This window comes from Streptomyces sp. NPDC002499 (genome assembly GCF_053595415.1).
In genome coordinates this window covers 660,402-673,899 of sequence record NZ_JBSFXO010000002.1, presented here as the reverse complement: position 1 = coordinate 673,899, position 13,498 = coordinate 660,402, and the positions used below count along the sequence as shown (strand labels likewise).

The 13,498-nt window shown below is 71.7% G+C and carries 10 protein-coding genes; 7 read left to right on the top strand and 3 right to left on the bottom strand.

Translation table 11 applies throughout. From position 1 onward, the window contains the following. Positions 1-46: 46 nt before the first annotated feature. The 3 genes from ACWD5F_RS07480 to ACWD5F_RS07470 all read right to left on the bottom strand — a co-directional run bounded on the left by ACWD5F_RS07480 (position 47) and on the right by ACWD5F_RS07470 (position 4,252). Positions 47-877, bottom strand: coding sequence for an MHYT domain-containing protein (locus ACWD5F_RS07480; RefSeq protein WP_451252024.1), 831 nt, complete (start codon positions 875-877; stop codon positions 47-49). A gap of 157 nt (positions 878-1,034) precedes the next feature. Next, entirely contained in the window at positions 1,035-3,182 is a 2,148-nt protein-coding gene (locus ACWD5F_RS07475) for a serine/threonine-protein kinase (protein WP_451252022.1), read from the bottom strand. A gap of 122 nt (positions 3,183-3,304) precedes the next feature. Next, positions 3,305-4,252 carry an expansin EXLX1 family cellulose-binding protein gene (locus ACWD5F_RS07470; protein WP_451252020.1) on the bottom strand — a complete coding sequence of 316 codons (948 nt, stop codon included), beginning with the start codon at positions 4,250-4,252 and terminating at the stop codon, positions 3,305-3,307. 275 nt (positions 4,253-4,527) lie between these two features. Between ACWD5F_RS07470 and ACWD5F_RS07465 the strand changes: the two genes are divergently transcribed. From ACWD5F_RS07465 to ACWD5F_RS07435, 7 genes are all read left to right on the top strand, one after another. After that, on the top strand, positions 4,528-4,875 hold the full coding sequence (locus ACWD5F_RS07465) for a DUF1330 domain-containing protein (RefSeq protein ID WP_451252018.1): 348 nt from the start codon (positions 4,528-4,530) through the stop codon (positions 4,873-4,875). 165 nt (positions 4,876-5,040) lie between these two features. Then, a complete protein-coding gene (locus ACWD5F_RS07460; protein WP_451252016.1) occupies positions 5,041-5,652 on the top strand; it encodes a hypothetical protein in 612 nt (203 codons plus the stop codon). Beyond that, on the top strand, positions 5,649-6,257 hold the full coding sequence (locus ACWD5F_RS07455) for a toxin (protein WP_451252014.1): 609 nt from the start codon (positions 5,649-5,651) through the stop codon (positions 6,255-6,257). Before ACWD5F_RS07460 ends, ACWD5F_RS07455 begins: the two co-directional genes overlap by 4 nt. Further along, positions 6,257-7,447: an MAB_1171c family putative transporter gene (locus ACWD5F_RS07450; RefSeq protein WP_451252012.1), complete on the top strand. Its 1,191-nt coding sequence runs from the start codon at positions 6,257-6,259 to the stop codon at positions 7,445-7,447. The genes ACWD5F_RS07455 and ACWD5F_RS07450 overlap by 1 nt, the downstream gene beginning before the upstream one ends. Further along, positions 7,440-8,840, top strand: a complete 1,401-nt coding sequence (locus tag ACWD5F_RS07445; protein ID WP_451252010.1) for an FAD-dependent monooxygenase — start codon at positions 7,440-7,442, stop codon at positions 8,838-8,840. Before ACWD5F_RS07450 ends, ACWD5F_RS07445 begins: the two co-directional genes overlap by 8 nt. A gap of 230 nt (positions 8,841-9,070) precedes the next feature. Further along, positions 9,071-10,171 carry an NAD(P)/FAD-dependent oxidoreductase gene (locus ACWD5F_RS07440; protein WP_451252008.1) on the top strand — a complete coding sequence of 367 codons (1,101 nt, stop codon included), beginning with the start codon at positions 9,071-9,073 and terminating at the stop codon, positions 10,169-10,171. 149 nt (positions 10,172-10,320) lie between these two features. Further along, positions 10,321-13,494: an amidohydrolase family protein gene (locus ACWD5F_RS07435; protein ID WP_451252006.1), complete on the top strand. Its 3,174-nt coding sequence runs from the start codon at positions 10,321-10,323 to the stop codon at positions 13,492-13,494. Positions 13,495-13,498 lie beyond the last annotated feature (4 nt).

Genomic DNA, 13,498 nt, shown 5'->3' with positions numbered 1-13,498 from the left:
CCGGGTCGACGGCACGGCGGTCGCCGGGCCGGGGCGGGTCGTTCGGTCACCGGGAGGCGTACGGACCCGACTGCGGGCCCTGCTGCTGCGGCGCGAACAGGTCGTCCCCCTCGGACTGCGTCCACCCCACCCGGTCCGGATCCACTTCCGCGACCATCATGTCCGGGTCGAACATCACGATCACCGCGGCGACGAGCAGCACGGCGAGCGGCCCCGCCAGCATCAGCAGCAGGAACGCCATCAGGCTGGTGGACGACTGCCCGGCGCCGCCGGTGCCGTCGAGCGTCACGGAGACCGCGGCCATGCCGGTGTAGTGCATGCCGGTGACGGCGACTCCCATGACCAGGCTGGCGCCGAGGCTGGCCCACAGCTTCTGGATGGAGACCGCCGCCCACAGTGCCGCCGTCGCGGCCACGACGGCGATCACCACGGACAGCGCCACGGTCTTCGTGTCGTAGTGGATGGTGCCGTTGGTATGGACGGCTGCCATGCCGAGGTAGTGCATGACGGCCACGCCGAGTCCGGTGATGATTCCGGCCACACCCAGATTCAGCGGTGAACCGCCCCGGTAGCCGACGAGGAAGACACCGACGGCGACGACCGCGATCGCGACGATCAGACTGAGCAGGGTCAGACCGGTGTCGTAGTTGACCAGCGAGCCGTCGATGCTGAAACCGATCATGGCGATGAAGTGCATGGTCCAGATGCCGCAGCCGATGGACACCGAGCCCAGCGCGAGCCAGCCGGCTCTTCTACGGGTACGCCGCAACGAGCGTGTGGTGCATCGGAGTCCCAGGGCCGCACCGAGACAGGCCATGAGATAGGCCGCGACCAGAGTCACGGCACCGTAGTGGAAGTTGGAGATGGTTGCGTTCACCAAAGGTCCCCCCTTTGAGGTGGCACGAGTCAATCCTGACTCAAACACAACTCCTTCACTTTTTCGCCACAAACAAGTGTCTGTTGGCTGAATCGATACTTCTTGACGCCGATTCAGCAGACGCTCGACGTCGGTTCAGGAGACGCCCGGCGTCGGTTCAGGTGACGTCGGCGACCGAGAAGACCCCCGGCCCGGTCACCCCGTACAGCACCCCGTCCACCAGGAACGGCGGTGTCCCGCTGGGGGAGAGCTCCTCGAAGGAGCGGCCCGAGGTGTCGAAGGACGGGTCGGTGCGGCCGATCTCCTTGCCGGTGCGCGGGTCGAGGGCGAGGACGCTGGTGTCCGGCATGGTCACGTACAACCGGCCGTCCTGGACGGCCGGTTCGCTGAAGACGCGCAGCTCGCGCGAGCTGGTCCACAGTGGCTTGCCGTGCGTCAGGTCGAGGGCGAGCAGCGTTTCGTTGCCGTAGTCGAAGATGTACATCGTGTCGCCGGCCACGAGCGGCGGCGCCTCCGGCTCGACGCTCCAGGGGAAGTCGATCCGCCGGCTCCTGCCGCTGTCGAGGTCCTGGATGAAGAAGGCCGCGGAGACGCCCGTGTCGTTCTCCCAGCGCGCGTAGTACGCCTTCGCGTCATGGACGGTCGCCAGCCACAGGTCGCCCTTGGGCGCGTCCACGCTGCCCAGCGCCCGGCCCGTGCGCGCGTCGAGCCGGGCGATGCCGCCGGAGCCGCCGCGCAGGTCGGCGTAGAGCGTGCCCTTGGGGCCCTCGTAGAAGGGGCTGGCCGAGGACGACTTGAACGTGCGCCGCCACAACTCCTCGCCCGTGCGCGGCTCGTACGCCGCATAGCGCGCGCTCTCGGCGGGCCCGAGCGGGTCCAGGCGCACCAGGAGCACCTCGCCCAGGGGCTTGTACTGGCCGAGGGGTCCGTCCAGATGCCACAGCCGCTTCCCGGTCCTGCCGTCGAAGGCGTCCATGCCCTCGGTGCGGTCCGCGCTGTTGGCGAACACCACGCCGTCGCGGACTTCCGGCGAGTTGATCGAGAAGCTGCTGACCTGCTTCTTGCTCATCGGCTCGGACCAGTCCGTGCGGCCCGTCGCGGGGTTCAGCCGCATCAACGCGATCTGCTCCGAGGAGCAGAAGACGCCGAGGGCGCTCGGTGTGCAGGACGGCTTCATCGCCATGGGGGAGTCCTTGTCGGGCTCCAGGGCGTTGTGCCACGGCTTCCAGCCCGCCGGAGTCGAGGAGGACGAGGACGAGTTCGTCGCCGTGGCCCTGCTGTCGGGCTCGTCGCTCGCCCCGGCCGGCATGAGGGTGACCACCGCCGTGCCCACGACGCCGACAAGCGCCGCGCCGGCGAGGGCGGTCCACAGCCTCCTGCGGCGCCCCTTGCCGGCGTCCCGCGCGGGCCGGAGCCTCGCCGTGTCGGTCGCGTCGGTCAGCGGAAGCGGGGCCGGCACGTCGCCGGGCTCCTCGACGGGCTGTTCCTCCGGCACCTCGGCGAGCGCCTCCAGCACCTCGCCCGAAGTGGGCCGCCCCTCCGGTTCCTTCGTCAGGCACAGGGACACCAACGCGCGCAGCGGGCCGGGCAGTTCGCCCAGTTCGGGATCGCTGTGCACGGTGTTGTACGCGGCGAGATAGGCGTTGTCCGCCTCGAAGGGACTGCGCCCCGTGGCCGCGTAGACCAGCACCGCGCCCAGCGAGAAGACGTCCACGGCCGGTCCGACCTCGCGCGGCCGGCTGAACTGCTCCGGTGCCATGAACGGGGGTGAGCCCATCACGATGCCGGTCTGCGTACGGACGTCGCTGGTGGCCGCGCGCGAGATGCCGAAGTCGATGACACGGACCGCCCCGTCGTCGCCCTCGCCCTCCAGCAGCAGCACGTTGCTGGGCTTCAGGTCCCGGTGCACGACCCCCGCGCGGTGGATCTCCCGCAGCGCCTCGGCGAGTTCGGTGCCCAGGCGACGCAGCGAGGGCCAGTCCAACGGGCCCGACTCGTCGACCCGTTCGGAGAGGGTGCGGCCCGGGACGAACGCGGTGGCCATCCACGGCCGTTCGGCGTCCGGGTCGGCGTCCACGACCGGGGCGGTGAACGCGCCGCTGACCCGTCGTGCCGCCACCACCTCCTGCCGGAACCTGGCCCGGAACTCGGGGTCGTCCGCGTACTTGGTGTGCACGACCTTGACGGCCACGGCCCGTCCCGACGTCGAGCGGCCCAGGTACACCACGCCCATGCCGCCGGTCCCGATCCGCGCTTCGAGCCGGTATCCGCCGACCGACCGAGGATCGTCCTCGCGCAGGGTCACCGTGTCTCCTTCACCGGGTCTGGCCTGGACGGATCCGTTCGGAGCACTGTCTCTGTGGCATGGACAGCACACTCTACCGATCCGTTCGAGGGCCCGTTCCGGCGTGGATCAGGCAGACCGGGTCAGTGCCGGGCGAACTGGACCCCGGTCGCCTGGACGACATCGGGCCGCACCGCGACGGCGCCGACGGTCAGCCGCTCGCCGTAGATGTCGGTGATCCGCAGGGCGCCGCCGCAGCCGCTGCCGCTCTCGGAGAGGAAGTAGTTGTAGTCGGTACGGGCCAGCTCACGCCAGGTGCCACCGGCCTGAACCTCCAGACGGGCCACGGGGTTTCGGTGGCCGATGGGCTGGACGGCGCACCAGTACCGGCTGGAGCCGGTCTTGTACCGGACGGAGAGCTGGTCGCTCGTGGCGGGGCTGGACAGGCTCCAGGTGATCGATATCCGGCCTTTGGAGAGGGCGGCGAGCTTGCCGAACGCCTGCCGGCTGAGGTCGATCTGGCCCGGCGCGCACTCGGGGCACTCGTTGTTGATCAGTACGGTCACGGAGGCACCCCCCGACCGCACCCGCACGTACGCCCCGCAGGCCTTGGCGGTCTCGTAGTCGGTGTGGTTCATCGCGGCGGTCATGGTGTCGCTGCTCGGGCCGTACGAGCAGGCGCCGTCCCCGTTGCCGATGTCGTAGCTGGTGGCGAGGCCCTGGTAGGTGACCCCGGGCCGGATCCGCCCCGCTGCGGGCGCCGCGGCCGGCGCCGCCTGCGCGGTGCGGGTGGCCGACGGCTTCCGCGGGGCCTTGGCGCTCGCGGACGGGGACGACTCGGGGGAGGAGGCGGCCGTCGTGCTCGGGGAGGAGGCGGACGAGGACGGCTTCGGCTCGGCAGACGCCGTCGGCGAGGTCGTCGTCCTGGTGCTCGCGGCCGGAGCCGCCGCGACCTGTCCTGAGCCCGGCGCCCCCTCGCTGCGGAAGGCCATGACCAGGGACACGACCAGCGCGACGGCCGCCACGGCGACGGCGGAGACGAGAACCGCGCGCCGGCTGCCGCCGGGACGGCGGTGCGAGGAAGGTGTCACGACTGCATCCTTACGTGGAACGGGAGACCGGCGGGCCCGAACGGACCACCCCTGACAGGAGATTCCGACCACAGGTCGCCGCCGGGTCGGGAAAGGTTGCCGTGAAGGCGAGGGAATATCGGCGGGGCTCTGGGCGGGGACTTCGGTGGGAGCACCGGCGGGCCTTCGGCGGGCCCTTCGAAGCCGGGGCCCGCCTTACCTCCGAGGTAATCGATCGCACGGCCCGGCCATGTCACGATCGGCGTCGTACCCAACCGGCCGACCTGGAGGACGACATGACCGCCTACGCCATAGCCCACCTGCAGGAGGCCGCCCCGAACCTGGAGATCGCCGAGTACATCGAACGCATCCCCGCCACCTTCGAGCCCTACGGCGGCCGCTTCCTCGTGCACGCGGCCAAGCACGAGGTGGTGGAGGGCGGTTGGCCCGGGCACGTCGTCGTGATCGCCTTCCCCGGGATGACCGAGGCGCGGGCCTGGTGGGACTCGCCGGAGTACCAGGAGATCGCGCCCCTGCGGGCACGTCACATCGAGAGCGACATCGTGCTGGTCCCGGGGGTTCCGGAGGGCTACGACCCGGCCGGGACCGCCAAGGCGATGCGGGAGGCGCTGTCCGGCGAGTAGTCCCGAAGGGGACGTCGGACACTCGTCGAGGAGGGCGGATCGATGCGGATCTTGGCCGAACGCAACGATCGTTTACGTCCGGTAAACGATCGTTGAACGACCGCAGGGAACCGCGTAGGGTGCCCACTGCGTCACGGTCCGCAGCTTCGACATCCAGGAGTCTCGGTGGAGTCACCCGCTCAACTCCCCGAGACGCTTTGCCGTCTTGAGGACGCGATCGCGCAACAGGGCCTGGAGCGGGGTGACTTCGTCGATCCGGTGAGCCTGGCGGCGCGGACCGCGCTGTCCGAGGCCACGGTACGCGTGCTGCTCACCGGCGGCTGTCCGCCGCCGGACTCGGTCAACGACCGCGTGCGGGCCCGGGTCAGCAGGCTCGCGCAGGTGCATCTCGCGCGCACCGGCCGCCGTATGTCGGACCTGGTCATGGACATCTCGCGGGAACTCGGAGTCTCCGAGTACTGGGCCCGTCAGGTCTGTGACGGCAAGAAGGTGCCGAGCGTCCAACTGCTGCACGGCCTGGTCCGGTTCTTCGACATCGAGGACGGCGAGTCGTTCTTCACCGACGCCGCCGACGAAGCCCTCGACCGGGTGCTGCGACGCACTCTCCGCACGATGCGGAACCCGCAACCGGACCCGGTGCAGGCGCTGTTGGACCGGTACGGCGTCACCGGGGCGGATCTCCGGGCGCACGGCTCCCTCACCCGTGACCAGCTGGAGCGGGTGCTGGAAGGCGTCCTGCGTTCGGTACTGCCCGCCGAGGGGGACACCCGCCGATGAACACCAGGGCGATGAAGAGCTTAGTGACGGCCCTGGGCCAGGAGGCGCAGAAGTCGGTCGAGCGGCCGGCCCCGCCCAGGGTGGTCATGGAGGAGTTCTGCCGGGCCATGGGGGTCCGGGTGGGCCACCCCGTGCAGCTCGTCTTCCGCGCTTTCCCGCCCGACATTCCTATATCGGGGCTGCGTCTGGACTGCGGCGACCGTTCGGTGGTCGTCGTCGAGGAGGGCATGGTGCCCGAGGCACAACTGGTCATCCTCGGACACGAGTTGTGGCACGAGGAGCAGGGCGACTGCGGGCACGACAACGCCGGACTCCCGGCCGCCGCCCGTTCCCTGACGCCCGATCAGGACCCCGGCGCCCTGGAACGGGCCGCGCGGCAGATCCTCGACTCCGAAGAGGTCCCGCTGGAGGCCATCCTGACGGTGTCGGCCCGCGCCGGCTCCGCCGACGACCACGAGGTGGACGCCGAGACCTTCGGCCTGCTCTTCGCCTGCGAGGTCCGTACGTGGATGACGGGACGGTACGCGCAGGGCCCCGTCAGCCCCGCCACCGTCGAGGGGCGCATCAACCTCTCCCTCCTCAACCGAGGCGGCCGCCTCCTCTGATGAGCGCCCACTTCCACATCCCCTACGTCGTCCCCACCGCACTGCTCGCCACCGCCCTGGCCTTCAAGTTCCCCACGTTCGTGCGGGCCTGGCGCGATCCCGACGTCCGCGCCACGGTGTTGCTGCTGACCTGGGCGACGGCCGTGCTCGTCGTCATCACGCCCGTCAATATCGAACGGCTCAACGAGTACACGGGCGTGCCCAACATCGCCTCGCCCTGGGCCTATTCGTTCCTGACCGCGTTCTGCGCCACGGGCCTGACCATGATCATGCGGTGGCGGGAGGAACCGTCCGAGCGGCGCCGGCGCCGGATGCGCCGCGTCTACTGGATCTACGCCGGAGTCGTCGTCGCGCTCTGGGGCACGTTCCTGCTGGCGCACGTCCCCGAACCGCGCATCTACGACCTGGACACCTACTACGCGAGCACCCCGTGGATGCGCGAGCACATCCTGCTCTACCTGTTCGCCCACATGGTCTCGTCCCTCGTCGCCACCTCCATGCTCTGGAAGTGGTTCCCGGCGATCGGCAACCGCTGGCTGCGCACGGGAGTCGTCTTCCTCCAACTCGGCAACGCCTCCGGGCTCGTCTTCGACCTGGTGAAACTCACGGCCCTCGGCGCCCGTTGGTCCGGCGGCGACCTCGACTTCCTCAGCACCCAGGTGGCGCCGCCCTTCGCGCTCCTGGAAGCGATCCTCGTCGCCCTCGGTTTCATCGTCCCGCAGGCCGGCCCGCTCCTGCGGCAACGGGTACGCGACCAGCTCGACCACCGGCGCCTGCGCCCCTTGCTGCGCACGGTCCGCATCGTCCAACCCGCCGCGGCCAAGGCCCGGTTCGGCTTCTGGGCCCCCGTGGAACTGCGCCTGCTGCAACGCCGACAACGCATCCACGACGCCCTGCGCCTGCTCGCGCCCTACTTCGATCCCCACCTGCACCGCCGGGCCTACGAGGCGGCGACGCTCGTACACGGACCGGCGCGGGCCCGCGGGATCGCCGGGGCCGTCGCCGTCGAGGGCGCGGTCGACGCCTACCGCGGCGGGACCGTCCACCCGGGCGGCGACCGACCGCCCCAGATCGGCGCGGACGTGGGCGACCACCTCGACGCCGTCGCACAGGCACTGCGCCACCGCCGTACCGTTTCCGGTATCCGTCAACGGGTGACCAGTACAGAAAGCGTGAACGAGAATGCCTGACAGATCCTCGCCCCGTCGGCCCACCGCTCTGGTCGTCGGGGCCAGCGCCACCGGCCTGTTCGCGGCGGCGGCGCTCACCGAGTTCGCCGATGTGACGCTCGTCGAACGCGACCGGCTGCCCGAGGTGGCCGCGCCCCGGCGGGGCGTGCCCCAGGCGCGGCACGCGCACCTCGTGTGGAGCGGTGGTGTGCTCGCCTTCGGCGAACTGCTGCCCGGCGTCGTCGAGGACGTCGTGGCCGGCGGCGGACGGCTCGTCCACATCATGGCCGACATGGTGTCCCGGGCCCCCAACGAGGTCTGGTTCAGGCGCTTTCTGGACACCCGGCACCGCGTCCTGGCCTGCTCCCGCGACCTGCTCGACCACGCCCTGCGCGAGCGCGTGCTCGGCGACAGCCGCATCACGCTCCGCCAGGACACCACCGTCCTCGGCCTGGCCGGCGACGCGGGCCGTGTCACCGGCGTCCTCGCGCGCACCGGCGACGAGGACGTCACGCTCACCGCCGACCTGGTCGTCGACGCCTCGGGGCGGGGCTCCCGCGCGTCCCACTGGCTGGAATCCCTCGGCCTGCCCAAGGTCCACGAACGCGAGGTCGACGCCGGTGTCGCCTACGCCACCCGTCTCTTCCGCGCCCCGGGCACGGCGGCGGACATCGACTTCCCGCTCGTCAACGTGCAGGCCAACCCCGCCAAGAGCCCCGGCCAGGGCGGCATCCTCATCCCCATCGAAGGCGGCCGCTGGATCGTCACCGTCACCGGCAGCCGCGGCGGCGAGCCCACCGGCGACCCGGACGCCTTCGTCGGCTTCGCCCTCGGCCTCGGCGACCCCGTCATCGGCGAGCTGATCAAGGAAGCCGAGCCGATCGGCGACGTCGCCACCACCCGCAGCACCGCCAACCACCGCCGCTACTACGAGAAGTTGAAGCGCTGGCCCGACGGATTCACCGTCCTCGGCGACGCCGTCGCCTCCTACAACCCCGTCTACGGCCACGGCCTGAGCGTCGCCGCCCAGAGCGCCCTCGCCGTCCGAGACGTCCTGCGCACCAAGGACATCAGCGCCCCCGGCACCGCCCGCCGCCTCCAGCGCGCCGCCACCCGCCCGGTCTCCGGCGCCTGGGACCTGGCCGTTGGGCAGGACGCCTTCTACCCGGGCGCCTCCGAGACCCCGCCCACGGCCGTGGAGAAGTACCTCGCCCGCTTCGTCGACCGGGCCGTGGAGACGGGCGCCGCCAACCCCCGTGCGCTGGGCGCCCTGTTGGACGTGATGAGTCTGGAGAAGCCCGCGACCCGGCTCTTCTCGGCGGACATGCTGCTGCCCATGCTGTTCGGCCCCAGGAAGCCCCATCTCCCGGGCCCGCCGCTGCGCGAGGCGGAACGCAAGACGGCCATCCCCTAGCCGAACGAAGGCCTGCTGTCCCACAGTTGAACGAAGGCAGGCCGTCGGACAGTCGAACACGAGGCTGCCGGCGCATAGCGGAACGAAACCCCCCGATTCACAAGACACGCACAACTCCCGTGCCGCGCTTTAGAGTTCAAGCGCTACGCTCACCGTCATCGAGTGGCCAACGGCGGCCCCTCCGCCACGGGCACTCGTCTCCCCCCACCTCCAGGCGCAGGAGACTCGGTGTGCATCACGGCGACGTAGTAGTGATAGGCGGCGGCTATGCGGGCGTCCGGCTGGCCAGACGGCTGGACGGCACCGCACGGGTCACGCTGGTGGACCGCAAGGAGATGTTCTTCCACCGCATAGCCTCCCTGCGGGCAGGCGTGCGCCCCGAGTGGACGGCGACTCCCTTCATCCCCTACGACCGGCTGCTGCGCAACGGCCGGCTGGCCGTCGGCAAGGCGGTCCGCGTGGACACCGCCGAGCGGCAGGTGGTGCTCGGCACGGGGGAGCGGCTCCCGTACGACGTGGTCGTGATCGCCACCGGCGCCGACTACCCGGAACCGGCCCGCTTCACCGGCTCCACCGCCGAGGAGGCGAGCAAGGCCTTCGCGGAGCACCAGCGGAGCATCTCCCTCGCCGACCACATCCTCGTCGTGGGCGGCGGACCCTCCGGCGTGGAACTCAGCTCCGAGATCCGACTGGCCCGGCCGGACGCCCGGGTCACGCTCGCCCACTCCGGTCCCGCGCTGCTCCACTCCACCATCGGCGCCCGGGCGGGAAAAAAGGCCCGCGCCTGGCTGGAGGACCACGACGTGGAGGTGCGGCTCGACGCCTTCATGTCGCCCGGCAACGAGTTCGGCACCTACCGCGACGCGTACGGCAACGTCATGACCGCGGACCTGTCCTTCTGGGCCACGGGCACCACCCCCAACACGCTCTGGCTGCGGCTGGCCGGGCACGGCGACTGGCTCAACCCAGCCGGACACGTGCGGGTCGACCGGACGCTGCGGGTCGCGGGCCATCCGGACGTGTTCGCCGTCGGCGACGTGAACGACGCCACCGAACTGAAGATCACGCCGGCCGCGCTCGCCCAGGCCGACCTCGCCGCCTGGAACATCCGCGGCTACCTGAACAACCCCGGCAAGCACCGCAAGGGCCTGCGCCTGTACCGGCCGATCCACCGCACCCCGTTCATCGTGCCGTTCGGCCCGGCCGACGGAGTGACCGTGCTGCCCGTGCCGGGCGGCGAGACCGCGATCCTGGGCGGCCGCACCACCACCCTCGCCAAGGCGAAGACCCTCATGACCCCTTATATGAGGCGCCAGTTGGGATACTCCTAGCCCGGGTGCTCCGGGTGCTCCGGGTGCTCCGGGTGCTCCGGGTGCTCCGGACGCCCCGCCGATCCGGGTGCCCGCCCAACCGGGTGAAGTGACTGTGATGGCCGTGAACAGCGTTGATGCAGGGACGGCCGGTACGCCAGGGTGGTGCCATGGACCGCGACTGGAGCACCTCCTTCCGTCCGACCCGCCGCCAACTCCTCGCCGCCGCAGGCGCCGTGCCCCTCGTGGGCGCGACCGCGGTGGCGGCACGACCTGCCACCGGCATCCCGTCCCTCTCCTTCACCGGAGCCACCAACGGCTCGGCCACCCTCGCACCCTCCGGCGACCGCCTGATCGCCGAAGTGCAGGGCGTCCTGTGGTCGTTGCCCCGCGCGGGGGGTACGGCCCACCCGCTGACCCCCGCCGACCTGGAACCCAACCGCCCCACCCACGCCCCGGACGGCGAGCTCATCGCCTTCTGCGCCTACCGGGGCGGCGGATTCCACCTCTGGACCGTCCGCCCCGACGGTTCCGACCTGCGCCGACGCACCGACGGCCCCTGGGACGACCGCGGCCCGGCCTGGTCACCCGACGGCACCCGCCTCGCCTTCGCCTCCGAACGCGGCGGCGACCCCGTCGACGGCAGCCCGTACCGCATCCACGTCCTCGACCTGCGCACCGGCGCGATCACCCGGGTCACCGGAGTGCCCGGCCAGCAGGGCCCGCTCCAGGACGGTCCGTGGGAGGACTTCGACCCCACCTGGTCACCGGACGGCACCCGCATCCTCTTCGTCCGCGCCAAGGTCGTCACCACCGCGCTGGGCGCTGCCCTGGAAGCCCGTACGGTCGCCGCCGTCCCCGCCGACGGCACCGGCCCGGTCGTCGTGCACCGCACGGAGACCGTGGCCGCGCAGGTCATGACTCCCGCCCTCGCCCCCGACGGCCGCCTCGCCCACCTGCGCACCACGGCCGCCCCGAACGCCTCCTGCACCCTGGTCGTCGACGGCAGTCCCGTCCCGGTCACCGGCGACATCGCGCCGGTACCCCCACGCTGGACGCCGACCGGAGAACTGCTCCTAACCGTCGACGGCACCTTCACCTTCGTACGCCCGGACAGCCCCGCACATCCCGAGACCGTCCCCTTGAAGGGCGAACTCCCCGTGCGGCGACCGAAGTACAGGACGAAGGCGTACGACCTGGGAGAGGCCCGCACCCGTCCCGTACGCGCCCTGCACCTGCCCGCGCTGTCACCCGACGGCCGCCAGATCGCATTCGCTGCCCTCAACTCGTTGTGGCTGGGACGGAGTTCGGGCGGACTCCCGCCCCGACGCCTGCACGCAGCGTCCTCGACCCGCTATCTGCTCGGGCCCACTTGGGCGCGCGACGGGAAGTCGCTCGTCTACGTCGACGACCGTGACGGACTCCTCGGTGTGTACCGGCACGATCTCGCCACCGGAGCGGAGACCGCGCTCGCGACCGGCGGCCGGACGTTCCCGGCGCTGTCGCCCGACGGGCAGCGGCTGGCCTGTCTCGACCTGACCGGCCGGCTGATCGTCCGCGACCTGGCGTCCGGTGAGGAGCGCGTCCTGGTCACGGCGCTCGGCGGGGGCGGGCAGCCCGGCCGGCCCAGCTGGTCTCCCGACGGGCGGTATCTCGCCCTCTGCGACCGCAACCGCCTCAACTCCCGCTTCCGGGAGGGCTACAACGTCATCCGGGTCGTCGACACCACGACCGGCACCGATCGCCTCCACACGGTCGCGCCCCACACGTCGATCGCCGACCGGTACGACTCCGGGCCAGTGTGGTCCCCGGACGGCCGCTGGATGGCGGTGATCGTCGAGTCGGCGCTCTGCCTGCTGCCCGTCGCTCCCGACGGCACCCCGAACGGTGAGCTGCGCACCCTTGTCACGGAACCGGCCGACCACCCCTCCTGGTCCGGCGACTCCGCCGCCCTCCTCTACCTCTCCGGCGGCCGACTGCGGCTGCTCGCCGTCGCCGGCGGTACCGCCCGCACGGTCCGTATCCCGCTCGACACCACCCGACCCGCCCCCGCCGACGTCGTCGTGCACGCCGGACGCCTGTGGGACGGCACCGGCGAAGGGACCCGCGACGACGTCGACATCCTCGTGCGCGGCGGACGCATCACGGCGGTGGAGCCGCACAAGGCGGGACGACCGGCCGCCCTGCGCAGGGTCGACGCCTCCACCGGAACCGTCGTCCCGGGACTGTGGGACACCCACACCCACCCCTGGCAGAGCACCTACGGCGGACGCCAGACCGTCGGCCAGCTCACCTACGGCATCACCACCGCCGTCTCCCTCGGCGGCTTCGCGTACGAACAGGCCCGCATCCGCGAGGCGGTGCTCGGCGGACAGCTCGCCGGGCCACGCCTGCTGACCACCGGCGAACTCCTCGACGGGGCCCGGGTCGCGTACAGCATGGGCCGCGCCCACCGCACCCGGGAGGGGCTGCACCGGTCCCTGGAACGGGGTGAGGCGCTGGACTGGGACTTCGTCAAGACCTATGTACGGGCGCCGGGTTGGGTGATGGAGGAGGCCGCACGCTTCGCCCACGAACGCCTCGGCGTGCGGGCCGGCAGCCATCTGCTCTCGCCCGGCGTCCAGCTCGGCCAGGATGTGACGACCCATCTGCAGGCCACACAGCGCGCCGAGTTCGGGCATGCGGTCACCGCGACCGGCCGTGCCGGTCAGGACGTCGTGGAGATCTACAGCGCACGCGGTGTCGGCTTCTCGCTCATCGCGACGCCGTTCACCGCCGCGCCTCTCCTCGGCGAGGAGCCCGCGCTCGCCGACGACCCGCGCGTGACCGTGGTGATGCCACCGTGGGACACCGCGGCCGTGACCCAGGCGGCCGGCATCCCGCCCACGGCGGCCCAACTCGCCACCCTCCGCACCGAGACCGACATCTACCGGCGGGTCCTGGCCGCCGGCGGACTCGTCGCCCTCGGCACGGACCAGCCGCTCGTCCCCGTCGGCCTTTCTCTTCACCTGGGCCTGCGCGCCCTGCACCGCGGGGGCCTGTCCCCGGCCCAGGCCCTGCGCACGGCGACCGTCCTGCCCGCCCGCCTCTTCGGCCTCGACCGCGACCTGGGCACGGTCGAGGAGGGCAGGCTCGCCGACCTGACCGTCGTCGACGGCGACCCGTTCACGGACTTCGCCGACCTCGTGCGCACGGTCTCCGTCCTGCGCGGCGGAGTGCCGTACACCACCGAGGAGTTGGTCGCCGCCTTCGAGCCGTCCGCCCGGCGCACCGCGGCCGCCGCGGACGACTGGCTCACGGTGGGCCGGCTGATGCGCAGGGACGGCTGCTGCGACGGTCACTGAGGCC